Genomic DNA, 23,128 nt, shown 5'->3' with positions numbered 1-23,128 from the left:
TTGGGTGAGGGGCTAAGGGGTAACGACGCGGGGCTTGTTGGGGGTCAGTGTGCTGTAGTCAGCGGTCTTGAAATGTTCGGGGGCAAACGGGCTGACACGCACAACATCGCCGATCACAATCACTGCGGGATTTGCGACGCCGGTGGCCTCGGCTTGCTCGGCGATGGTTGCCAAAGTGCCGATCGTGACGCGCTGTTCGGGCATGTAGCCGTTCTCTACGATACCTACTGGCGTGTCCAGGGGCATTCCGGATTCCGCGAGGGCCGCGGCGGATTCGCGGAGTTTGGCGACGCCCATGAGCAGGATCACGGTGTGGTCCGGTCGGGCCGGGACCTCGGAGAGTTCCTCGTGGCCGGTCACCACGCTGAAGCCCTTCGCGAGTCCTCGGTGCGTCACGGGAATACCCGCTGCGGCCGGCACTGAGATCGCCGAGGTCACGCCCGGAACCACTTCAACCTCGACGCCGTTCTGCCGGCAAAATTCGGCTTCCTCGCCGCCGCGGCCCAGGACGTAGGGGTCGCCGCCCTTGAGCCGCACCACCCGGTGGCCGGCCAGGGCTTCCTCCACAAGGATCCGGTTGATCTCGAGTTGCGGCACGGGGTGGTGGCCGGGTGTCTTGCCGACCTCGATCACGCGGACGTCCGGAGCGAGCTCCTGCAGCAAGTCACGCGGTCCGAGGCGGTCCGCAACGACGACGTCGGCCTGGCCCAGCAGACGGCGGCCGCGGACGGTGATGAGTCCGGAGTCGCCGGGCCCTCCGCCTACGAGCGCGACGCTTCCGGTGGACGCACGACGACGGCGGAGCGGCAAGTCTCCCGTCTCAAGCGCGGTGGCAACTGCGTCGCGCAAGGCCATGGCGCGGCGCGGGTCTCCCCCGGCATTGATGGCGATCTTGACGTCGTCGACGACGGCCACGGCGGGCGTCCAGGCTGCCGACGATTCGTGGTCCGAGGCGTTGACGCACCAGATGCGCTGCGCTTCGGCGTCGGCGGCTACTTGGGCGTCCACAGCGGCAACACCGGTGGCAGTCTGGACGAACCACACGCCGTCGACGTCGGAGGAAAGGTAGGTGCGCGGCTCCCAGGTGAGCAGGCCGGAGGCGGCAAGTTCGCGGAGCGCGTCAGAGGCAACGGGGGCCACCACGGTCACCCGGGCGCCGGCGTCGAGCAGTCCCTTGGCGCGTCGGGCAGCCACGGGTCCGCCGCCCACCACCAGCACCGGGCGGCCAAGCAGCCGCAGGGCTGTGGGGTAGATGTCCTGTATTGCCATGAAAAAACTGTAGGGCCGGGCCGTAACATGCTTCAAAGGTCCGGAAACACCAGTTCACGCTAGGTAACCCGGCGTCACATTACGCCTGAGCGCCGGGCGCCTCCCATCCGATCGCCGGAGCCACGTATTTGGCGATGTTGCCCAGCAGCTTGATGTTGTACTCCACACCGAGTTGGTTGGGCACGGTAACGAGTACGGTGTCCGCTGCCTGGACCGCGGCGTCCTGCGCGAGTTCCTCGGCCAAGGCATCGGGCGGGCCGACGTAACTCTTGCCGAACCGCGACAGGGCACCGTCGAGCATGCCCACTTGGTCGCGGTTATCCACCTGCGCGCGGAGCCCGAAATAGTGTTCGTCCTCGGCATCCACCACGGGAATGATGCTGCGGCTGACCGAAACACGGGGCTCGAAACCGTGTCCGGCCGTTGTCCATGCCTCCCGGAACATGCTGATCTGTTCGGCCTGGAGCTGGTCGAAGGGAACTCCGGTGTCCTCGGTGAGCAGGGTGGAGCTCATGAGGTTCATCCCTTGTTCCGCGGCCCAGACGGCGGTTTTGCGGGTGCCGGCGCCCCACCAGATCCGTCGCGGCAGCCCGGGCGACGTCGGCTGGATCGGCAGGAGGCCACGGCCGCCGCCCATGAAGGAGGGATCAGCTTCGGCTACTCCGTGGCCTGCGATAGCGTGCCGGAAAACGGCGGTGTGGCGGCGGGCCATCGCGGAGTCGTCCTCACCCTCGGCGGGCGCGTAGCCAAAGTACCGGGCGCCGTGCAGGGCCGGCTCGGGTGAACCACGGCTGATGCCCAATTGGAGCCTGCCTTGGCTGATGAGGTCCGTGGCCGCTGCTTCTTCGGCCATATAGAGCGGGTTTTCGTAGCGCATGTCGATCACGCCAGTGCCCATCTCGATCCGGCTGGTCCGGGCAGCGATGGCCGCCAACAAGGGGAATGGCGAGGCCTGCTGGCGCGCAAAGTGGTGCACGCGGAAGAAGGCTCCGTTGACGCCGAGTTCCTCAGCCGCCACCGCAAGGTCGATCCCTTGGAGCAAGGCGTCGCCGGCCGACGGAGTGCGCGATCCTTGGACGGGTCCCCAGTGGCCGAAGGAAAGAAAACCGATTCGTTTCATGCCCGCATCAACCACGGTGTGGGCCGGGGAATTCCTTAGCGCGTGCTGCCCGCGAGCAGGCCGCGGCGGAGCAGGAGGCGGCGCTCAATCGGGGCGAAGACAACGAGCTCGATCAGGATGCCCACAAAGAGTATCGCCAGGATGGCGGACATGACCGTGGCCATGTCCGACAGGGTGCGGCCCTGGTCCAGGAGCGAACCGAGTCCGAAGCCGATGGTGCCGCCCACCGCGATGATTTCGGCGGCCATGAGCGAGCGCCAGGAGAAAGCCCAGCCCTGCTTGAGTCCACCCAGATAGCCGGGGAGGGCCGCGGGCAGGACGATCTGTAACGCCATCTGCAGTCGCGAGGCCCCAAGGACCTTCCCGACGCTCCGGTATTGCGGCGGGATCTGGTCGACGCCGGAAATCAGCCCGTTGATGATGGACGGGATGGCACCCATGAGGACGACAAAGTACACCGTGCCGTCCGAGAGCCCGAACCAGATGATCGCCGCCGGAACCCAGGCCACCGACGGCAGCACCTGGAGCCCGGAAATGAGCGGTCCGAAGGCACGGCGCAGCGGCTGCACCTGTGCCAGGAGCAGGCCCACCGGAGTAGCCACGGCGACGCTGATGAGGAATCCGATCACGCCGCGCTGAAGTGAGGTCCAGATGGCTTCCTGGGCTTTGCCTTCGGCCCACAAAGAACCGAACTGGCCCAGGACGTCGAGCGGTCCGGGAACCTGGTCGCGGCGCTTGAAACCAAGGGAGACATAGAACTGCCACGCGAGGATCAGGACCAAGAGCGCCGCAATCGGGAGGACAATACGGGCCCAGTCGATGCGCGCCTTGCGGTGGGCATCCGACTGCAGCTTGTCCAGGCCGGCCTCAAGGTCCCGGAGTTCGTCCGGGTTTCCCTTCAGGGACGGCGACGTGATGTGGCGGGACTGCTGAGCTTGCTCGGCGGCCTCTCCTTCGGCAAGCCGGGTCTCTTGTTCAATTGGCATGGCGGCGGATCTCCTCGCGCAGGCGGCGGGTAATGGTTCCGGTCAGCTCCCCGGCCCGGCCGGCGTCGGTCCGGTGTTCCTCGGTGACGTTCCACTCGGCCACGACCCGTCCCGGACGGGAGGACAGCAGCAGGACACGCTGGCCGAGCCTGACGGCTTCGCGCACGTTGTGCGTCACGAACACGATGGTGCGGCCGGTTTCCTTCCAGATCCGCTCAAGCTCGTCGTGCAGAAGGTCGCGGGTGATGGCGTCGAGGGCAGCGAACGGTTCGTCCATGAGCAACAGTTGCCGGTCCTGCGCCAACGCGCGGGCCAGGGCGACGCGTTGGCGCATGCCGCCGGAGAGCTCGTGCGGGCGCTTGTCCCCCGCGCCACCCAAATGGACGAGGTCCAACAGCTCGCCCGCACGGGCGGCACGCGACGCTTTGCTCAGGCTGCCGGACTTGTCGGCGAGTTTCAGCGCGAGTTCGATGTTGCCGCGGGCAGTGAGCCATGGAAACAGCGCTGAATCCTGGAACATGAAGGCGGCACCGTCGCTGGGCACCTCCAGGGCGCCCGACGTCGGCTGGTCCAGCCCCGCGAGGATGTTCAGCAGGGTGGATTTGCCGCAGCCGGACGCACCGAGCAAGGCGACGAACTCGCCTTGCTGGATGGTGGCGTTGACGTCGTCCAGCACCGGGGCTCCGTCGCCGAAGCGTTTACCCAGGTGTTCCAGTACGACTGGCATGGTCCCGTCCTTCGTTTGTTTCGTTGTTGAATTCCCAACTGACTGGCAGTTGTTGTCGTTATGAGGCCTCAAAACGACAACAACTGCGAGTCAGTTGGGTCTTGGCAGTTCAGTCTTGGCCCAGTCCTGCAGCCGAGGTCTTCTGCCCGGTCACGTTGTTGAGGGCGCGGAGGTCGAAGATGCCGTTGATGTCGGCCGGTTTGGTGATGCCGGCGTCGACCCCGTCCTGGAGGAGTTTCTTGTAGGTTCCGGCGAGCGGGTCCACGGTGAAGGTGATGTTCTTCAGGGAGCGGTCGATGACGTCGGCCGGCAGCGTACTTCCGGCGGTCGCCTTCAGGGCGGCGTTGATCGCGGTGGCCTTGTCGGCCGCCGAGGCGGTGTTGAGCCAGTTGACGGAGGCTTCGTGGCCTTGGAGCAGGGCCTTTACCGTCTGCGGGTGCTCGGCGGCGAACTTCTTGCTCACGATCAGGATGGTGGTGGGGAACGCACCCTTGTCCCAGAGGTCCTTCTCGTCCACGAGGACCTTCCCGCCGGCTTGGAGCACCAGACGTGAGGCCCAGGGCTCTGGCAACCACGCGCCGTCGAGCTTTCCGTCCTGGAAGAGCTTGAGGGTCTGGGCGTTGTCGGTGGGGTTGATGGCGACGTCGCCCCCGCCGTTCGGGTTGCTCTTCAGACCTTGCTTGCCGAGCCAGGCGCGCAGTGCCACGTCCTGGGTGCCGCCGAGTTGTGGGGATGCGAGGGTCTTGCCCTTGAGGTCCGCGGCGCTGTTGATGCCGGGCTTCACCACGAGCTGCGCACCCCCGGAGGCAGCACCCGCGATGATGCTGATGGAGGCGCCCTTGCTCTGGACGAAGGAGTTGATGGCCGGGTTGGGCCCGAGGTAGGCGGCGTCGATCGCTCCGGCGTTCAGGGCCTCGATCGCGGCGGGTCCGGCGTTGAAGATCTGGGTAGTGAGCTTGGTGCTGCCGAGCTTGCTGGCGATGATCCCCTTGCTGACGCCCACCAGCGCGGGAGCGTGGGTGACGTTGCCGAAGTAGCCGAGCCGAAGTTCGGCGGCGGGCGTCGTTGCCGCGGCTGCCTGGGTTTCGTTGTTCTTGGCCACCACCGATGCGACGGCGGCGCCGGCACCGATCAGCAGGACGAGTCCGACGGCGATGCCGATCTCGAGCGCGCGGCGGCGCTTGGGCTTGTTGGTTTCGCCGGCGACGATGCGGGTGGTTCCCGGGTTCGAGGCGGGCGGCGTGGGTTCTGGGGTGTTTGACATGGGGGAATCCTTGGGATGCGTTGCGGAAGGGGCAGGGCGTTTATCAGGCCCTGCGACATCGCCCCGAAAGGGCAGCCAAGGACCAATCCGATGAGGTCATGGATTCACCATAGGGACTGTCATATTTGCCGTTCAATGACCCGGAAACCCGGGGTCACGCACGTTCATGCGGCGTCACAATTGAGCTGGCCCCGACGCAAAAAACCGCAGCTTGTTTCCCATCCCGGACCTTGAAGGCGGGGTTCGGGAAACAAGCTGCGGTTCCAGTCACCGGAAGCGTCAGATGACGTAACGTTCGTCCTCGTGGTCGCCCGGGTGGTCCTTCACCAAGCCGGCGGCCAGCGTGTTGCCGTCCACGGGGTCGATCACCAGGAAAGCGCCCGTGCGGCGGTGGTGCAGGTAGTTCTCCAACGGCAACGGCGCGGCCAGTCGAAGCTGGGCGTTGCCGATGTCGTTCAGCTCAAGGCTGGAGGCCGCCTCGACGTTGAACGTGGCCAGGTCCAGCTTGCCCGTGACATTGCGGACGAGCGCCTGGACGGTCCGGGTCCCATGCTTCACGAGCACCTTGGCACCTTCTCGCAACGGCTTCGGCGAAAGCCAGCACAGGGCGGCGTACAGATCGGCCGAGCTCTCACGCACCGTCCCTGCGGCGGCAATGGTGTCACCGCGGGCGATGTCGATTTCGTCGGCCAGGCGGATCGCCACGGATTGCGGAGCGGTAGCCTCGGTCAACTCGCTGCCCGCGAAGTCGATCCCCGTCACGGTGGTGATCCGGGGTTCGTGGCCCGGGCTCAGGACGGTGACTTTGTCCCCGAGCTTCACAGTTCCTTCCGTGATCTGGCCCGCGTAGGCGCGGTAGTCGCGGTACGCCCCGACGTCGAGCCCTGCGGCGACGGCGTCGGGAGCCAGCGCGCCTTGCGGCCGGATGACCAGCTGGACCGGGAAGCGGAAACTCTCCAGGTGGCTTTCGAGCTCGTCCGCGGCCGGAAGGGTTTCCAGGACCTCGAGCAGCGCCGGGCCGCTGTACCACGGGGTGCGTTCCGAGCGGTCCACGACGTTGTCGCCGTCGAGCGCCGACACCGGGATGACCGCGACGTCGGCAACACCATCGCTGCCCAAGCCAAGCTCGCGGGCGACTTTCTGCACGTCGGCCTCGATCTCGCGGAAGACCGACTCGCTGAAGCCCACGAGATCGATCTTGTTCACAGCAACGATCACATGCGCCACGCGGAGCAACTGCAACACGGACAGGTGGCGGCGGGTCTGCTCCAGGACTCCCTTGCGGGCGTCAATGAGGACGACGACGGCGTCCGCAGTGGACGCGCCCGTCACCGTGTTCTTGGTGTACTGCACGTGGCCGGGGCAGTCCGCGAGGATGAAGCTGCGGCGGTCGGTGGCGAAGTAGCGGTAGGCGACATCGATGGTGATGCCCTGTTCCCGCTCGGCGCGAAGGCCGTCGGTCAGGAGGGCAAGGTCGATCGCCTGGCTGCCGGTGGCGCCGGCTCCGCCGAAGCCACGGTCCGCCGAGGTGCGGGCGACGGCGTCGAGCTGGTCCGCGAGGATCGCCTTGGAATCGTGCAGCAAGCGGCCCACGAGGGTGGACTTGCCGTCGTCGACGGATCCAGCCGTGGCGAAGCGGAACAGCGTCGATTTGCGCAGGCCGGTCTCCAGGAGTGCGGTTTCAGTGCTCATTAGAAGTAGCCGTCCTTCTTGCGGTCTTCCATGGCTGCCTCGGAGATGCGGTCATCTGCACGGGTGGCGCCACGTTCGGTGAGTGTGGATGCGGCAACTTCAACAACGACGTCGGCAACCGTGCGGGCGTCGGAAACGACAGCGCCGGTGCAGGACATGTCGCCCACAGTGCGGTAGCGGACGAGCTTGGTCACGACTTCCTCGTGCGGAAGCGGCATGGAAACCTCGCCGACTGCGCGCCACATGCCGTCGCGTTCGTAGACTTCGCGTTCGTGGGCGTAGTACAGGCCGGGCAGTTCAATGCCTTCGCGTTCGATGTAGCGCCAGACGTCCAGTTCGGTCCAGTTGCTGATGGGGAACGCGCGGACGTGCTGGCCCACGGTGTGGCGGCCGTTGTACAGGTTCCACAGTTCCGGGCGCTGGTTGCGGGGATCCCACTGGCCGAATTCGTCGCGCAGGCTCAGGATGCGTTCCTTGGCGCGGGCCTTGTCCTCGTCGCGGCGGCCGCCGCCGAAGACGGCGTCGAACTTGTTGCGCTGGATGGCATCCAACAGCGGCACGGTCTGCAGCGGGTTGCGGGTGCCGTCGGCACGCTCGGCAAGTTCGCCACGGTCGATGAACTCCTGCACGGAACCCACCACCAGCTTGAGGCCCAGGCGCTCCACCGTGCGGTCACGGAAGTCGATGACCTCGGGGAAGTTGTGGCCCGTGTCCACGTGAAGCACCGGGAACGGAACCTTGCCAGGCCAGAACGCCTTGGTGGCCAGGTGCAGCATCACCACGGAATCCTTGCCGCCGGAGAACAACAGCGCAGGCTTCTCGAACTCGGCAACAACCTCACGGATGATGTGGATGGCCTCGGACTCGAGGGTGTCGAGTGAGGAAAGGCGCTCAGAGGTTTCGACGCCGACTGCCGCCCCCGCCCCTTCGCCGCGCGGCTGATCTTCGATCAGCCCAGCGCGCGGCTCCGACAGGCCCGATGCCACTCCCTGGGCGGCAGTCGGCGTCTCAGCTGCGTCGGTTTCCAGCACAGACAACTCCAGGTCCTCGTTGGTGATTTGGGTACTCATACGTGTAGTCCGCATTCTGTCTTGTCGGTTCCTGCCCAGCGGCCGGAGCGGGGGTCCGCTCCCGGGGCTACTTTGCGGGTGCAGGGCTGGCATCCGATGGACGGGTAGCCCTGGCTCAGGAGGGGGTTGACGGGAAGGATGTTGTCTTCGGAGTACTGGACCAGCTGGTCGAAGCTCCAGTCGGCCATCGGGTTGACCTTGACCAGGCCGTTGGTCTCGTCCCAGGTGATCAGCGGCGTGTTGGTCCGCGTGGGGGCCTCGTCGCGGCGGACACCGGTGAACCAGACTTCATAGCCGGCGAGGGTCCGGCGCAGCGGCTGGACCTTGCGGAGCGCGCAGCACTGGGCGGCGTCGCGGGCGAACAGGTCCTTGCCGAGAAGGCGGTCCTGCTGCTCCACGGTGTTTTCCGGGAGCACGTCCACGATGTTCACGCGAAGGTTCGCGGCCACTTCGTCCCGCGTGGCGTGGGTTTCGGGAAAGTGGTAGCCGGTCTCCAGGAACAGGACGTCGACGCCGGGAAACTGGTCCGCGACGAGGGCCGGGAGCACGGCGTCGGCCATGGAGCAGGCCACGGCGACGGCGGGCAGTTCGAAGTTGCGGGCCACCCAGGCGATGACGTCGCGGGCGGGCGCGTTCCAGCCGAGCTCTGCGGCACCGGATTCCGCCAGGGCCTTGAGTTCGTCGTGGGAGCGGAGGGAGGTGGTGGTGGTCACTGGAGATCTCCTTCATCTGCGGAGTGTGCCCATTCGGCGAAGGTCTGGCCTTCGGCACGGTCGGCCACGAACTTCCGGACTACCCGCTCTACGTAATCGGGCAGGTCCTCGACGTAGACCTTGAGGCCGCGCACGGTGCGTCCGAGGCCTGCTTCTTCGCGGCTGGAGGAAGCCAGCCCGCCGCCCAAGTGGACCTGGAAGCCCGGGGTGGGGTCGCCGTCGGGCGTCGGCAACATCATGCCCTTGAGCCCGATGTCCGCGGTCTGGATGCGGGCGCAGGAGTTGGGGCAGCCGTTGATGTGCAGGGACAGGGCCTGCGGCAACTGGCCGCTGTCCGCGAGGTCGGCCAGGCGGCGTTCCAGTTCGGCGACGGCGGTGGCTGCCGTGACCTTGGTTTCCACGATGGCGAGCTTGCAGAACTCGATGCCGGTGCAGGCGATGGTGCCGCGGCGGAAGACGGACGGGCGGGCGGAGAGGCCCAGGGTGTCCAGTTCGGCCACGAGCGCTTCCACCTGCTCCTTGGCGACGTCCAACACGACGATCTTCTGGTGCGGCGTGGTGCGCAGGCGGAACGAGCCGCGGGCTTCGAGGGTGTCCGCGAGCTTCACGAGCTGGCTTCCCGAGAGGCGTCCGGCCAAGGGTGTGGCGCCGATGAAGAACTTGCCGTCCTTCTGCTCGTGGATGCCGACGTGGTCGCCCGGAGTTGAAGGCTTCGGGGCAGCGGGGCCGTCGGAAAGCTTGAAGCCGAGGTATTCGTCCTCGAGGATCTGGCGGAACTTCTCGGGACCCCAGTCGGCCAGGAGGAACTTCAGGCGAGCTTTGGTGCGCATGCGGCGGTAACCGTAGTCGCGGAAGATGCTGGTGACGCCGAGCCATACCTCGGCGGCTTCCTCGGGCTTCACGAACGCACCGAGCCGCTTGGCGAGCATCGGGTTGGTGGACAGCGCGCCGCCCACCCAGAGGTCATAGCCGACGCCGAGTTCGGGGTGGACCATGCCGACCAGGCCGAAGTCGTTGATCTCGTGGACCACGTCCTGCGAGGGGTGGCCGGTGATGGCGGTCTTGTATTTGCGCGGCAGGTTGGCGAGCTCGGGGTCGCCGATGAAGCGCTCCGCGAGTTCGTGGATCAGCGGCGTGGGATCGATGATCTCGTCCTTGGCGATCCCGGCAACCGGGGAGCCCAGGATGACGCGCGGGACGTCGCCGCACGCCTCGGTGGTGGACAGGCCGACGGATTCGAGGCGGCGCCAGATCTCCGGCACGTCCTCCACGCGGATCCAGTGCAGCTGGATGTTCTGGCGGTCGGTCAAGTCGGCGCTGCCACGGGCGAAGTCCACGGAGATCTGGCCGATGACGCGCAACTGCTCGGTGGTGAGCGCACCGCCGTCGATCCTCACGCGGAGCATGAAGTACTTATCCTCGAGCTCGTGCGGCTCAAGCGTGGCGGTCTTGCCGCCGTCGATCCCGGGCTTGCGCTGCGTGTACAGGCCCCACCAGCGGAAACGGCCGTGCAGGTCCGTTCCGTCGATCGAGTCGAAGCCGTGCTTGGAATAGACAGACTCGATACGCTCACGGACGTTGAGTCCGTTGTCTTCCTGCTTCCAGGTTTCGTTGGCGTTGAGCGGCGCGGTGCCGTCAACCTTCCACTGGCCGTGGGGTTTAGCGGCAGGACGGGCGGTGCGGGCCGGGCGCTTGGGTGCAGCCTCGTCCGCGGACGCTCCGGCTAGAGCTGTATCAGTCATGCATCGACTGTAGGGCTGGCCAGATTTCTCCAACAACGACGCAGAAACGAAGAGTCACCTAGGGAAACATTTCGTCACGAACCGCCGTCGGGCCTTGTTCACCCGGCCGCGCTGTGCATTCGCCATGCCCGCTCAGGAGCGAGCGGCAACCACCGCGTCGTAGCGTTCCAGGGCGATCTCCGCGAGCACGGGAGAGGGAAGCAACGGCGCCGTCACGACGTCGGCCCCGGCCTTGGACAGCTGGTCGTGGAAGTAGCCCGTGGCCAGCAGATACGAGGAGACCACCACCCGGCCGCCGCCTTCGGTGACCTCCGTGCCGGTGAGTTCCGCGCGAAGGGCCGCGACGCCGTCGGGCACGTTCGGCTCGGCGCTGGCACCGTAAGCGACGCGCACTTTGTTGGGCAGCAGCTCGGCGAGCTGGCGCGCCTGCTCTTCCGAATCGACGGAACCGTCCGGCAGCGATGAGCCCGCGGCGGCCAGCAGGACGCCGTCGTCGTCGCCCAGGCCGGCGTCGCGCAACCGGGCGGCGAGCAGCTCCGCGAGCCGCGGGTCCGGCCCCAGCGGCGGCGCCGCGGACACCTCCGGGCGGGACGTGATCGCCTTCGGGATGTCCACCTTGACGTGGTAGCCGGTGCTGAGCAACAAGGGAACGACGACGGCGGGCGTGCCCTCCGGGAGGCTGGCCACCACGCCGCCCAACTCGGGCTCCTGGACGTCCACGTAGGCCTCAACGACGGTCAGGCCGGGCCGGAGCGCCTCGATCTCGGCCATGACCTGGCGGATAGCGGCTTGCCCTTCGACGTTCCGGGTTCCGTGGGCGCACGCGATCAAGACGGGGCTGTTCATGCGTGCAAGCGTAACGTTGGGCGAGCATGATCGCCCGTCTGTGAACGAAGAATGGAGCTGCATTTGTTCACTTTTGACCTTGCGCTGGTATGGCTGGATCTGGCCGGCGTCTTCTTCTTTGCCGTGTCCGGATCCTTGCTCGCCGCCAAGAAGCAGTTCGACATCATCGGCTCACTGCTCTTGGCTTCGCTCGTCGGCCTGGGCGGCGGTGTCATCCGCGACATCGTCATCAACGCCGGCCCACCCGCGGCGTTCACCAACCCGGTCTATCTGCTGCCACCCTTGTTGGCCGCGGTTCTGGTGTACTTCCTGTTTTCGAGCATCCAGCGCTTCACGTCCCTTTTGACCCTGTTCGACGCCGGCGGGCTGGCGTTGTTCTGCATCACGGGGACGCTCAAGGCACTGGCTGCCGGGATGAATCCGGTGGCTGCGATCCTGCTGGGAGTCACGACGGCGGTGGGCGGCGGCTTGCTCCGCGACATCACGGCCAACGAAATTCCCACCCTTTTCAATGCGCGGGATCTCTACGCCCTGCCGGCCTTCACGGGAGCCGCCTTGACCGCCCTGCTCTGGAACATCGGAGCTTTCAACGGCGTAACAGCCGGGGTCATTGCGGCCTGGGTTTTCGCCTTCCGGGTGGTGGCTTGGCGTTGGGGTTGGCGGGTGCCTTTGGCGGTCCGGGGATGGCACCGCGCCGGGGTCTCCCCGGGCGCCGATTCACGCGGCCGGGATTAGCTAGGATGGGAGCATGACTGACATGTTCCTCGAGAAATTCCGCGCGCTTGTACCGAAGTATCTCGAGGACGAATGGCAGGAAGAAGATGGGCTGTCCACCTCTGAGCTGGACGAGGCCCTGTCCGCCCACTCGTTCACCATTCCCATGGTGCTGCGCGAGTTCTACCTCGCCCTGGGTGGTTGCGAGGACCTCATGGAGGCCTACCACTACTTCTGGGACCCCGAAGAGCTCGAAGTGGACGACGAAGGCTTCCTTATGTTCCTGGAGGACGAAGAGGAGCAATTCACCTGGGGCTTCCGCGTAGGCGACCTCGGCGTCCCCGATCCCATCGTCTGGCGCCGCAACAACGCCCGCGGCCAGTGGAAATCCGAGGAAGGCACGTTCTCCGAGTTCGTGTTCGACATGTTCGACTGGGCTTTCAGCGACGAAGACTAGGGGTTTGCTGGGGATTTCGCGGGGGCGGAGCCTTCTCCCCACCTTTAGGCTGTATTTAGCTCCCAAGTCCTTTGTTTCCGGGGCTGTTCTCTGTCGGTCTGGCCTGAGCGTGGCCAAAACCGGGGAGTTTCAGCGGCTCTTTTGGCGTAGGACCTGGAGAACCTCGGCAAGCACGGTTTCTGGCTGATACACAATCTGCGAATAGTCGTATCTAAGAACCAGAAAGCCTTTCACCGTTCCTGCGTTATTGCGTCGCCGATCCTTCTTGACCTGCCGAGGCTGCAGGTGGCTCTCCCCGTCAACCTCCACGATCAGCCTGCCTTCCAGCAAGAAATCCACAATGCCTATTCCGGGCAATTCGACCTGCGTCTCGACGATGTCCTCATGGGCGACGGGCAACGCCAGCACAGCCCGGCGTCGACGAACGATTTCGCCTCCGGCAACCGCTGCCCGGATGGCACAGTCGGAGAAGCTGGCCTGCTTCACCGTGGAGGTTCTCGCAGCGGAGCCCGCGTATTTCAGGAAGCCAACGAGGTCCAAAAGGCCACTCCAGCAGTGTGGCGTTGACACCGAAAGGCGAAATCTTCCCTATGTGGATAAGCGGGTCAGCGCCGAAAATCCCCGGCTTTTAGGGAACTCCAGTGATTCCGACGCCGAGAATCCGGGCCTCCGCGGTCCTGGGGTCACTCAAACGTGGGGAATTTGCAACGCGAATTCGCCGACAAACTCAAGAAAACCCTTTGACGGGGAAAGTTGCATCCGTGACAAAGTTGTCATAAGCTGTAACCGGATTCACTAAATGCCTCCGGTGAGTCTGATGCGAACGGAGATTATGGTCCCGGTTCGTTGCAGCGCGTGACTCGTAGCGTTGCAAGGAACCGGGGCCATTGCATTTAAGCCCGTCCCTGCCCAACCCGGATCCCAACCCGTCCGGCCCGCCCAACTGACTCGCAGTTGTTGTCGTTATGAAGCGTCAAAACGACAACAACTGCGAGTCAGTTGGGTCCGGGCGAAGAAACTAGCTGGCGCGCTCCACCACGGCGTGGGCGAAGTTCGTGAGCGACTCCTTGACCACGCCTTCGGGCAACGGCTTCAAAGCCTCGATGGCCTCGGCGGACCACTGGCGCGCAATCACCCAGGATTCGGCGGTGACAGGATGCTCGCGCAGTCCGGCAACGGCCAGGGCCAGCGCCTCATCCGAGGACAGGTCGCCGTCAACCAGCTTCAAAAGTTCGACGGCGGAGTGGTCACCGTTGTCGGCGGCCTTGCGGAGCAGAAGGACGGGAAGCGTGGGAACGCCTTCACGGAGGTCGGTCCCCGGGGACTTGCCGGACTTGACCTTGACGCCAGTTACGTCGATGACGTCGTCAGCCAGCTGGAAGGCCACGCCGACCTTTTCGCCGTATTCCACCAGCACGTCCTCGAAGGCTTCGTCGGCGCCGGCGAAGATGGCACCGAGCTGGCCCGAGGCCGCAACGAGGGAACCGGTCTTGTCGGCGATGACGGACAGGTAGTGCTCCACGGCATCCTCGCCTTCACGCGGACCGACGGTCTCATGCAGCTGGCCGAGGCACAGGCGTTCGAACGTGCGGGCCTGGATTCCCAGGGCACGCGACCCGAGTTCGGAGACCAGGATCGACGCGCGGGCGAAGATCAGGTCGCCCGTGAGGATGGCCACCGAGTTGCCCCAGACTTCGTGCGCCGTGGGGGCGCCACGGCGGTAGGGCGCGGAGTCCATCACGTCGTCGTGATAGAGGGTTGCGAGGTGGGTCAGTTCAACCACGACGGCGGCCTGGACCACTTCCGGCCGGGACGCGTCCCCGAGGTGGGCACACAGCAGAGTCAAGAGCGGGCGGATGCGCTTGCCGCCGGCTTCCACCAAGTGACGCGACGTTGCGTCAGCCAGGGGGTCCGAGTTGGCGATTGCTTCGCGGAGCTTCTTTTCCACGCGCGCAAGGTTCGTGGTGATGGCAGGACCCAGCTCCACGTCCTTGGCGATGGCGGCAAAACCGGCAGGAAGCTGCAGGCCAGTGGCGATCGCGGTGGTGGTGGGAGCGGGTTCGACAGCGTCCGGCAAGCCGTGCCCGGCGTGCGTCCAGCTGTGTTCGGCAGAGTGAGTCACGGGTTAACCCTAACTTTTCACGGAGGAAAGCGTTGATTCGGTGCCGGCGCGGGTGGAAGCGGCGGTGGACGTGGTGTTGGACGTGGCCGGGACCAGCATCTCGAGGACGCGGATCGCGCGGTCCTCGAAACCCTTGGCCGACGTATCCGTGAGGTTCGCGAGCATCCGGACCACAAAGCGCATGAGCACCGGGATGGGCATGCCGGTCCGCAGCGCGAGTTTCATGACGGCGGGCTTGCCGATGAGGGCGGCAAAGACGCGGCCCAGGGTGAAGTGTGAACCCCACTGGTCCCGCACATAGTCCGCGTACCGCGGAAGGTGCGCGTCGGCGTCGTCGGCTGTCCACCCGGCCGAACGTGAACGCGATGACGCGTCAATGATGAACTCGGCCGCAAAGCGGGCGGACTCCATGGCATAGGAAATACCCTCGCCGTTGAACGGTGAAACCATGCCGCCGGCGTCGCCCAGGAGCATGAGCCCCGGAGAGTAGTGCGGGGTACGGTTGAAGCCCATGGGCAGGGCCGCGCCGCGGATCTCCCCCACCTGGTTTTCGGGCGTGAATCCCCACTCGGACGGCATGCCGGCGGTCCATTCGCGCAAGACCTGCTTGTAGTCGAGCTTGCCGAATTCCTTGGAGGAGTTCAGGATCCCGAGGCCGACGTTGGACGTGCCGTCGCCGACGCCGAACACCCAGCCGTAACCGGGCAGCGGTTTGCCGGACTTGCCCGGGAGCTCCAGCCAGCCTTCCATCCAGTCGTCCTCGTGGCGGGGCGAGGTGAAGTAGGTGCGGACGGCGACGCCGAGAGGGCGGTCGTCGCGTTTGTGCATGCCGAGCGACACGGCGGTCCGCGTCGAGTTGCCGTCCGCGGCGAGCACGACGTCGGCATGAAAATCGCGCGTCTCGCCCGTCTTGCGTCCGGACTCGTCGAGCAGCGCGGCGCGTGCGCCGATCACTCGTCCGGCGTCGTCGCGCAGGGCTTCGGTGACGCTGTGCCGTTCAAGCACGACGGCGCCCGCCGACTGGGCGTGCCGGGCCAGCTCCTCGTCGAATCCGAGGCGCGTGCGGATGAGCCCGTACGTGGGAAAGTCGGCGACCTCGGGCCACGGCAATTCAATCGTCCGGCCGCCCGCAATGAGCCTGAGCCCCTTGTTGCGGCGCCACCCGGCGTCCTCGGCGTGCGGGAGGCCGAGCTTCTGGATCTCGCGGACGGCGCGGGGAGTCAGGCCGTCGCCGCAAACCTTCTCGCGCGGGAAGCTGGTCTTTTCCAGCACCGTCACGGAAATGCCCGCCTGGGCAAGGTAGTACGCAGCGGTGGACCCGGCTGGCCCTGCGCCGACTATCAGTACGTTCACAGCGTCCTTGTTAATAGGGCCGGTTAGCGGGACTGATCGCCGGCTTGGCGGCGCGGCTTGATCTGGCGGCGCAGCTTGGCCACGGGAACGCTTTCACGGTGTTCGGCACCGGGCTTCTGGGCGCGGTGCACTGCCACGATGCCGCCGCTCAGGTTGCGGTAGGTGACGTCGGTCCAGCCGGCTTCCTGCAGCCAGGCGGCCAGGTGATCCTGGTCCGGCCACGCGCGGATGGACTCGGCAAGGTACACATAGGCGTCCGGGTTGGAGGAGACCTTCGTGGCGATGGCGGGCAGCGCGCGCATGAGGTATTCGGTGTACATGGTCCGCCAAAGGGGCACCACAGGGGCCGAGAATTCGGCGATAACCAGGCGTCCGCCCGGCTTGGTGACGCGGAACATCTCCGCGAGGGCCTTGTGCGGTTCGTTGACATTGCGCAGGCCGAAGGAAATGGTGCAGGCATCGAAGGAAGCGTCCGCGAAGGGCAGCTTGGTGGCGTCCCCGGCAACGAAGTTGATGTCCGGGCGACGGCGCTTGCCGACCTTCAGCATTCCCAACGAGAAGTCGCACGCCACGACGTCCACTCCGGCGTCGGCGTACGGTTCGCTGGACGTGCCGGTACCGGCCGCAAGGTCCAGGACCCGCTGGCCTACGCGAACGTCCATCGCATCGACGACGACGCGGCGCCAACGCCGGGTCTGCCCCATGGACAGGACATCGTTGACGACGTCGTATTTGGGGGCGACATCGTCAAACATCGTCGCAACTTCGTCCGGACGCTTTTCCAAGGATGCTCGGTTCACCCTGCAATTGTCTCAGACAAATATAGGAAGAACTTTCGGGGCACTCCGGTCCGGGCAGGGTTCGCGTTGCGCGCGGGAGTAATGTTGTTCCATCATGACGAGTACGCTCCGCACCTTGACAGTCCCCCTCGATGTTGATTCATCCTCCGGGGGACTGCCGTCATTTCTGGTCCGGGACGACGTCCTGTGCTGGTCCCGCCGCGAGAACGGACTGGTGGGCTTTGGCGAACTCGCGCGATTCACCGCTTCCGGGCCCGATCGCTTTCTCGAGGCCGACATTTGGTGGCGGCACCTCGTCATCGAAGCCGACGTCACAGATCCCGTTGAGCTCCCCGGTACCGGCCCTGTCGCCTTTGGGTCCTTTGCCTTCTCCAAGACGTCCGCCTTTGATTCCCGCTTGATTCTTCCGGAAATAGTTGTCGGGATCCGGGACGGGCGGTCCTGGCTCACCCAGTTGACGCTCGACGACGTCGAACTCACCGAAGCGGGTGCCCTAGCCGCCCTGGCAGGCTGGCTTAGCCCCGCCGTCGGGCACCCAACTAACTCGCAGTTGTTGTCGTTTAGACCGCCCAAAACGACAACAAGTGCGAGCCAGTTGGGTGATGGGAAAGTGACGCTCGAGAGCGGTTCGCTGAGCGAAACTGCCTGGAAGCAGGCCGTGGCCGACGGCGTTGAGGAAATCCGGACCGGGAAGCTCGAGAAGCTGGTCCTCGCGCGCGACGTCGTGGCGACACTGCCCGACGGCGTCAACGCCGCGAACGTGCTGCGGCAGTTGGCTGGCCGTTACCGCGAATGCTGGACGTACGGCGTCGACGGCTTGGTCGGCGCGACGCCGGAAATGCTCATCCAGGTGGAGGGCCGCACTGCACAAGCGCGGGTCCTGGCCGGCACGCTGGACCGTCGCGACGCCGAGGGGTTGGACGGCTCCCCCATGGAATACGCCGAACGCGTGCTGGCCGGTTCCGAGAAACAACGGCACGAGCACGAGATCGCCATCCAATCACTGACCACGCAGCTCGCACCCTTTTCCGAGGCAATGAACGCCCACAGCGAACCGTTCATCCTGGAACTGCCCAATGTGTGGCATCTGGCGTCGGACGTGAAGGCCGAGCTCGCCGATATTGAGGGACATGTCCCTACGTGCCTGGCCCTCATCAACGCACTCCACCCCACGGCCGCCGTGTGCGGAACGCCCACGTTGGTTGCCGGGGAGTTGATCCGGCAGCTTGAGCACATGGATCGCGGACCGTACGCCGGCCCGGTCGGGTGGCTCGACGCCGCCGGCAACGGCGAGTGGGGCATCGCACTGCGTGGCGCGATCATCGAAAGTCCTACAACCGTGCGCCTCTATGCAGGCTGCGGGATCGTCGAAGGCTCCGTTCCCGACGCCGAGCTGGCCGAGACGTGGGCCAAATTCCGGCCCATGCTCGAGTCGCTGGGCATCAGCAGCTAGGCCTCCTGCTTCAGGATTCGGTTCGCAGCCGGCCTCCATGGATGTCTGGGGTGCGAGACAATAGCCACGTTGGGGGTCTTGATTTTTTACTTGGTAGGTTATCCAATAGTAAAACTTAGTTTTCTGTGACGCACATCTCATGTTCGGCGCTACACTATGAACCGATTAGTTTCGCATCCACTGCAAAAAAAGGTAAGAAAATGCAGAAATTCCGTTCGCTTCCGGTCAGTTCGACGCTCAAGGCTGCAACCATCATCGCAATCGGCGCCTTGGCACTGACTGCCTGCACCAATGCCTCCGAGGCTGGCCCGTCGAGTGCCGCTTCGCCTTCCGGCAGTGCCAATGCAAGCTTTGACCCCAGCACCATCGCCAAGGACGACACTCTGGCCGCAATGGTCCCCGCGGCGATCAAGTCCAAGGGCACGCTGACCGTTGGCTCGGACACGACCTACGCTCCCGCTGAGTTCCTCGGACCCGACGGCCAGACTCCTGTCGGTTACGACGTCGACATCGCCAAGGCGATCGGCGCCACACTTGGCCTGAAGGTCCAGGTGCAGACCGCCGAATTCACGGGCATCCTTCCTGCCCTCGGCCCCAAGTACGATCTGGGTATCTCGTCCTTCACCATCAACCCCGAGCGTCTCGGCGCCGTCAACATGGTCAGCTACTTCAACGCCGGAACCGCATGGGCCGTGCAGAAGGGCAACCCGAAGAAGTTCTCCCTGGATGACATCTGCGGCAAGTCCATTGGCGTGCAGACCGGTACCGTCCAGGAAGACCCGGACCTCTCGGGCCGCAACAAGAAGTGCGCAGCTGACGGCAAGCAGCCGATCAACATCGTCACGCTCAAGAACCAGACCGACGTCACCACCCGGCTCGTCAACGGCAGCATCGACGCCATGGCCGCCGACTCCCCCATCATCGGTTACGCCCTGACCCAGACCAACGGCCAGCTTGAGAAGCTCGGCGACGTCTACGACGCCGCTCCCCAGGGCATCGCTGTTGCAAAGTCTGACACCGCCCTCGCCGATGTCATCCAGAAGACACTGACCAAGCTCATGTCTGACGGTTCATACAACAAGATCCTCACTGGCTGGGGCAACGCCGAAGGCGCCATCACCAAGTCCGAGGTCAACCCGGCGGTCAAGTCTTGAGTATTCCCGCCACCGATAACAAATCAGGTGCACAGATGGATCATCATCAAGCAGGCCACGCCGCGCCCGTGCTGAACGATGCGGTGCCGGTCCGGCATCCTGGCCGTTGGATCAGCGCCATCATCATTGTCGGCGTACTCGCGCTGATGGTGCAGAGCGTGATCACGAACCACAACTTCCGTTGGGACGTCGTGGGCACCTACATCCTGGACGTGAAGGTCGTCCAGGGAGTCGGCTGGACGCTGCTCCTGACCGTAGCTTCGATGGTCATTGCGATTGTCCTGGCCATCCTGCTGGCCGTGATGCGCCAGTCAGACAACCCGGTTCTGCGCTACACCTCCTGGGTATGGGTCTGGTTCTTCCGCGGCACCCCGGTCTACACCCAGTTGGTCTTCTGGGGCCTGATCGCTGTCCTCTACCCAAAGATCAGCGCAGGGGTGCCGTTCGGCCCCGAACTGTTCAGCGTGGACACCAGCACAGTCATTACGGCTCTTGTTGCGGCGATTCTGGGGCTCGGCCTTAATGAATCGGCCTATCTCGCAGAGATCTTCCGGGCCGGCCTGAAGTCCGTGGACAAGGGACAGACCGAAGCCGCCGAGGCCCTGGGAATGGGCAAGGGGAAGATCATGTGGCGGATCATCCTGCCCCAGGCCATGCGCATCATCGTCCCGCCGACGGGCAACGAAACCATCGGCATGCTCAAGACCACTTCCTTGGTCCTGGCCGTCCCGTTCACCTTGGACCTGACCTTCGCGACCAACGCCCTGGCCAACCGGATCTACCTTCCGGTGCCGCTGCTGATCGTGGCAGCCATCTGGTACCTCGTCATCACCAGCCTGCTCATGGTAGGCCAGCACTACATCGAGGCCTACTACGGCAAGGGCGTTGACACCAACCTCGCGCCGGCGGTCATCAACCCTGCAGCCGCCAAGGCTGCCGCGGCAGTCGCACCGAGCGCAGAAGCAGAGCCGTCGTTGAAGATGGAATTCCCCGAGGAGGAGGCAAAATGACGATCACCACCCAGAAACCGCTGGTACGGATCGAAGGCCTCCACAAGTACTTCGGTCCCCACCACGTCCTTCGCGGCATCGACCTGACAGTTAACCAGGGCGAAGTGTCCGTTGTCATCGGCCCGTCCGGTTCCGGCAAGTCCACGATGCTCCGCTGCGTGAACCTGCTGGAAACCATCAGCGCCGGCCGCATCTCCGTCGGCGACCAGCTGATCGGCTACCGTGAAGTCAACGGCCGCCTCCACGACCTGAAGGTCAAAGAAATCGCCGCGCAGCGCCGGGAAATCGGCATGGTCTTCCAACGCTTCAACCTGTTCCCGCACAAGACCGCCCTGTACAACGTCATGGAAGCGCCCGTGCAGGTCAAGGGCAAATCCAAGAGCGATGCCAAGAAGGCTGCCCTCGAATTGTTGGACCGAGTGGGCCTGGCCGACCGAGCCAACCACTACCCGGCACAGCTTTCCGGCGGGCAGCAGCAACGCGTCGCGATCGCCCGGGCCCTGGCCATGGAACCAGAGCTGATGCTCTTCGACGAGCCCACCTCCGCCCTTGACCCCGAACTCGTGGGCGATGTGCTTAACGTGATGAAGGACCTGGCCAAGTCCGGCATGACCATGATCGTGGTGACCCACGAGATCGGCTTTGCCCGCGAAGTCGGCGACCGCCTGACCTTCATGGACGGAGGTGTGGTGGTGGAATCCGGTGACCCCCGTGAAATCATCGCCAACCCCCAGCACGCCCGCACCAAGGAATTCCTCAGCCGCGTGCTGTAGGTTCCGGCGACGCCCGATACGCAAAATGCCCTGCGCGGCTGGAATTCCAGCTGCGCAGGGCATTTTGCGCATCGCAAGGAACTGGAACTACTGGGACACAGCCGAAGCCACCGCGGCCTTGATCCGCGCGTGCAAGGGACGCAAGTCTGAACGGTCCGTGCCTACTTCCACAATGCTGCGCCCCTTCAAAGGCGAGGCAAGCACGGCGGCGAGCTCCGCCGTCGTACGCACCGAAGTGTGCCCGACGCCGTATGCCGCGGCCAGCGCTGAAATGTCCACGCTGTGCGGGGTGCCGAAGAGACGCTCGACGGCGGTGCCGTAGCCGCCGTCGTCCTCCACCTTGCCGTGCTCAAGGAGGCCGAAGATGCCCCCGCCGGCGTCGTTGAGGACCACGATGCGCAGGTCCGATGCTGGCTCTCCGGCTCCGAGGAGGAGGCCGCCGGCATCGTGCAGGAAGGTGACGTCGCCCAGGAGGAGGGTGGTTTCGCGGCCACCCCCGAGGGCGATTCCTGTAGCCGTGGAAATCGTGCCGTCGATGCCGGCCAGGCCACGGTTCGCGAATACTGTGGCCAACGGTTCGGGGCTTGGCTGTCCGGCGAGGTCGACGTCGCGGATGCCGTTGGAGGAGCCCAGGACCAACTGCCCGCGGGCGTGTTTCCAGACGGTGGCTCCCACTGCGGGTCCGTTGGCTGCCTGCTCGGCCTCGAGGACGCCGTCGAGCGCGTGTTGGGCCGCGGCACCGGCCAGGAGCCAGGCGTCGAGCCACTCATCCGAGCCCCTGCCAGCGAACCCTGCCAGTTCAGTCAAAGACTCGAAGCGTTCCTCGCGACGCCGGCCGTGCTCGTACCAAGCCACCGGAACGGGCTCGTACATGGCTGCGGGGAGGTCGTTCCGGGCCAGGAGGGCGGCGACAGGCCTGGACAGCGTAGGCCGACCGAAGACCACCACCCGCTCGATCGGCATCGCCGAGCCGGGACCGAAGTTGTCCAGCATGAGGCGGTACGGCCCGACGGCGTTGGGACCGAAGCGCGCATTGGAGGAGGGCTCGGCGAGCAGGGGAAGGCCGTGGGCGCGGGCGAACGCCTCGGCGACCGGTCCGGCGTCGTGCCCCGCCAAAACCACCGTCCGCCGCTCGGCCAGCTCGGCGGGAGCGGGGGGCATGCTCAATGGTTGGGGACCGGAATCGTAGTGGAAGACTCCGTGGCCCTTGGTGGGGGGAAGCGCCTCGCCCGGTTCCGGAACCAGCGGCTCGCGGAACGCCAGGTTGAGCTGCACCGGCCCGGGAGGGGTGTCCTCAAGCGCGCCGGTTGCCGCGTAAATGGCAGTCTCGACGGCCCTCTGCGGGTTGCTGCCCGCCGCGATGTCGACGGCGAAGCGAACGTGTTCGCCGAAAAGGTCCAGTTGGATGGTGGTCTGGTTGGCGCCGGTTCCGTGGAGCTCGGCGGGGCGATCGGCCGAAAGGACCACGAGCGGCACGGCGGCGTGGTTGGCCTCCATGACCGCGGGCAACAGATTCCCCACGGCGGTGCCCGAGGTGGTCAGGACGGCCGCCGGGGCTCCCGTCGACAGAGCCAAACCGAGGGCCGTGAAACCGGCCGAGCGTTCGTCGATCCTCACCAGGAGCCTGATGTTCCCGCCTGCTTCAGCCTCGGCCAGCGCGTACGCCATGGGTGCCGAGCGCGAACCGGGAGAGACCACCACGTGCCGCACACCGCCGTCGAGCAGGGCCTTGACAGCGATCCGGGCAGCGGCGAGGGAGCTCAGGGAGCCTTGCGAAGTCACCGCACCAGTCTATTAGCGGCGCCTCCCCCCAAACGCTCGCTCACATATCGGGCCCCAAACCCAAACGCCCGCTCACTCCCT

21 protein-coding genes are annotated in these 23,128 nt (G+C 65.5%); 6 read left to right on the top strand and 15 right to left on the bottom strand.

The window, feature by feature from the left end; translation table 11 throughout:
* Positions 1–12: 12 nt before the first annotated feature.
* From cobA to KNN17_RS00495, 10 genes are all read right to left on the bottom strand, one after another.
* Complete coding sequence (gene cobA, locus KNN17_RS00540; protein WP_078107992.1) at positions 13–1,269, bottom strand: uroporphyrinogen-III C-methyltransferase; 1,257 nt, start codon at positions 1,267–1,269, stop codon at positions 13–15.
* Between the two features lie 79 nt (positions 1,270–1,348).
* A complete protein-coding gene (locus KNN17_RS00535) occupies positions 1,349–2,389 on the bottom strand; it encodes an LLM class flavin-dependent oxidoreductase (protein ID WP_241707028.1) in 1,041 nt (346 codons plus the stop codon).
* Between the two features lie 35 nt (positions 2,390–2,424).
* Positions 2,425–3,375: an ABC transporter permease gene (locus KNN17_RS00530; protein ID WP_078107990.1), complete on the bottom strand. Its 951-nt coding sequence runs from the start codon at positions 3,373–3,375 to the stop codon at positions 2,425–2,427.
* Positions 3,365–4,102, bottom strand: a complete 738-nt coding sequence (locus tag KNN17_RS00525) for an ABC transporter ATP-binding protein (RefSeq protein WP_234748948.1) — start codon at positions 4,100–4,102, stop codon at positions 3,365–3,367. Before KNN17_RS00525 ends, KNN17_RS00530 begins: the two co-directional genes overlap by 11 nt.
* Positions 4,103–4,211: 109 nt before the next feature.
* Entirely contained in the window at positions 4,212–5,366 is a 1,155-nt protein-coding gene (locus KNN17_RS00520) for an ABC transporter substrate-binding protein (RefSeq protein ID WP_241707027.1), read from the bottom strand.
* Between the two features lie 279 nt (positions 5,367–5,645).
* Positions 5,646–7,058 carry a sulfate adenylyltransferase subunit 1 gene (locus KNN17_RS00515; RefSeq protein WP_241707026.1) on the bottom strand — a complete coding sequence of 471 codons (1,413 nt, stop codon included), beginning with the start codon at positions 7,056–7,058 and terminating at the stop codon, positions 5,646–5,648.
* Positions 7,058–8,128 (bottom strand): sulfate adenylyltransferase subunit CysD, encoded by a 1,071-nt coding sequence (gene cysD, locus KNN17_RS00510; RefSeq protein ID WP_241707025.1) that lies wholly within the window; start codon positions 8,126–8,128, stop codon positions 7,058–7,060. Before cysD ends, KNN17_RS00515 begins: the two co-directional genes overlap by 1 nt.
* Positions 8,125–8,841, bottom strand: coding sequence for a phosphoadenylyl-sulfate reductase (locus tag KNN17_RS00505; protein WP_241707024.1), 717 nt, complete (start codon positions 8,839–8,841; stop codon positions 8,125–8,127). The genes cysD and KNN17_RS00505 overlap by 4 nt, the downstream gene beginning before the upstream one ends.
* Positions 8,838–10,583 (bottom strand): nitrite/sulfite reductase, encoded by a 1,746-nt coding sequence (locus tag KNN17_RS00500; protein WP_078107985.1) that lies wholly within the window; start codon positions 10,581–10,583, stop codon positions 8,838–8,840. Before KNN17_RS00500 ends, KNN17_RS00505 begins: the two co-directional genes overlap by 4 nt.
* Before the next feature lie 132 nt (positions 10,584–10,715).
* Positions 10,716–11,429, bottom strand: coding sequence for a sirohydrochlorin chelatase (locus KNN17_RS00495; RefSeq protein ID WP_241707023.1), 714 nt, complete (start codon positions 11,427–11,429; stop codon positions 10,716–10,718).
* 63 nt (positions 11,430–11,492) lie between these two features.
* Here KNN17_RS00495 and KNN17_RS00490 point away from each other — a divergent pair, with 63 nt between their 5' ends.
* Entirely contained in the window at positions 11,493–12,164 is a 672-nt protein-coding gene (locus KNN17_RS00490; protein ID WP_241707022.1) for a trimeric intracellular cation channel family protein, read from the top strand.
* A gap of 13 nt (positions 12,165–12,177) precedes the next feature.
* Complete coding sequence (locus tag KNN17_RS00485; RefSeq protein WP_241707021.1) at positions 12,178–12,600, top strand: hypothetical protein; 423 nt, start codon at positions 12,178–12,180, stop codon at positions 12,598–12,600.
* A 129-nt stretch (positions 12,601–12,729) separates the two neighbouring features.
* Here KNN17_RS00485 and KNN17_RS22495 read toward each other — a convergent pair whose 3' ends face one another.
* The 4 genes from KNN17_RS22495 to KNN17_RS00465 form a co-directional block, all read right to left on the bottom strand.
* Positions 12,730–13,086 carry an endonuclease domain-containing protein gene (locus KNN17_RS22495; RefSeq protein ID WP_241707020.1) on the bottom strand — a complete coding sequence of 119 codons (357 nt, stop codon included), beginning with the start codon at positions 13,084–13,086 and terminating at the stop codon, positions 12,730–12,732.
* 532 nt (positions 13,087–13,618) lie between these two features.
* Complete coding sequence (locus KNN17_RS00475) at positions 13,619–14,722, bottom strand: polyprenyl synthetase family protein (RefSeq protein ID WP_059387239.1); 1,104 nt, start codon at positions 14,720–14,722, stop codon at positions 13,619–13,621.
* A 9-nt stretch (positions 14,723–14,731) separates the two neighbouring features.
* On the bottom strand, positions 14,732–16,075 hold the full coding sequence (locus KNN17_RS00470) for a geranylgeranyl reductase family protein (RefSeq protein WP_241707019.1): 1,344 nt from the start codon (positions 16,073–16,075) through the stop codon (positions 14,732–14,734).
* Positions 16,076–16,098: 23 nt separating this feature from the next.
* On the bottom strand, positions 16,099–16,875 hold the full coding sequence (locus tag KNN17_RS00465; protein WP_078107836.1) for a demethylmenaquinone methyltransferase: 777 nt from the start codon (positions 16,873–16,875) through the stop codon (positions 16,099–16,101).
* A 94-nt stretch (positions 16,876–16,969) separates the two neighbouring features.
* Here KNN17_RS00465 and KNN17_RS00460 point away from each other — a divergent pair, with 94 nt between their 5' ends.
* The 4 genes from KNN17_RS00460 (at position 16,970) to KNN17_RS00445 (ending at position 21,265) form a co-directional block, all read left to right on the top strand.
* Positions 16,970–18,328, top strand: a complete 1,359-nt coding sequence (locus tag KNN17_RS00460; protein ID WP_241707018.1) for an isochorismate synthase — start codon at positions 16,970–16,972, stop codon at positions 18,326–18,328.
* Positions 18,329–18,528: 200 nt separating this feature from the next.
* Positions 18,529–19,482 (top strand): ABC transporter substrate-binding protein, encoded by a 954-nt coding sequence (locus KNN17_RS00455; protein ID WP_241707017.1) that lies wholly within the window; start codon positions 18,529–18,531, stop codon positions 19,480–19,482.
* Positions 19,483–19,517: 35 nt separating this feature from the next.
* The gene (locus tag KNN17_RS00450; protein ID WP_241707016.1) at positions 19,518–20,492 is read left to right on the top strand and encodes an amino acid ABC transporter permease; all 975 of its coding nucleotides are present in this window, start codon (positions 19,518–19,520) and stop codon (positions 20,490–20,492) included.
* The gene (locus tag KNN17_RS00445; protein ID WP_274619627.1) at positions 20,489–21,265 is read left to right on the top strand and encodes an amino acid ABC transporter ATP-binding protein; all 777 of its coding nucleotides are present in this window, start codon (positions 20,489–20,491) and stop codon (positions 21,263–21,265) included. The genes KNN17_RS00450 and KNN17_RS00445 overlap by 4 nt, the downstream gene beginning before the upstream one ends.
* 87 nt (positions 21,266–21,352) lie before the next feature.
* On the opposite strand, the gene menD is transcribed toward KNN17_RS00445, so the two are convergent.
* On the bottom strand, positions 21,353–23,047 hold the full coding sequence (gene menD, locus KNN17_RS00440; protein WP_241707015.1) for a 2-succinyl-5-enolpyruvyl-6-hydroxy-3-cyclohexene-1-carboxylic-acid synthase: 1,695 nt from the start codon (positions 23,045–23,047) through the stop codon (positions 21,353–21,355).
* Positions 23,048–23,128 lie beyond the last annotated feature (81 nt).

The sequence above is a fragment of the Arthrobacter bambusae genome (genome assembly GCF_022606295.1).
GTDB classification, from domain to species: domain Bacteria; phylum Actinomycetota; class Actinomycetes; order Actinomycetales; family Micrococcaceae; genus Arthrobacter; species Arthrobacter bambusae_A.
Note: the sequence above shows the minus strand (reverse complement) of the source record. Positions and strands in the feature narration are given on the sequence as shown.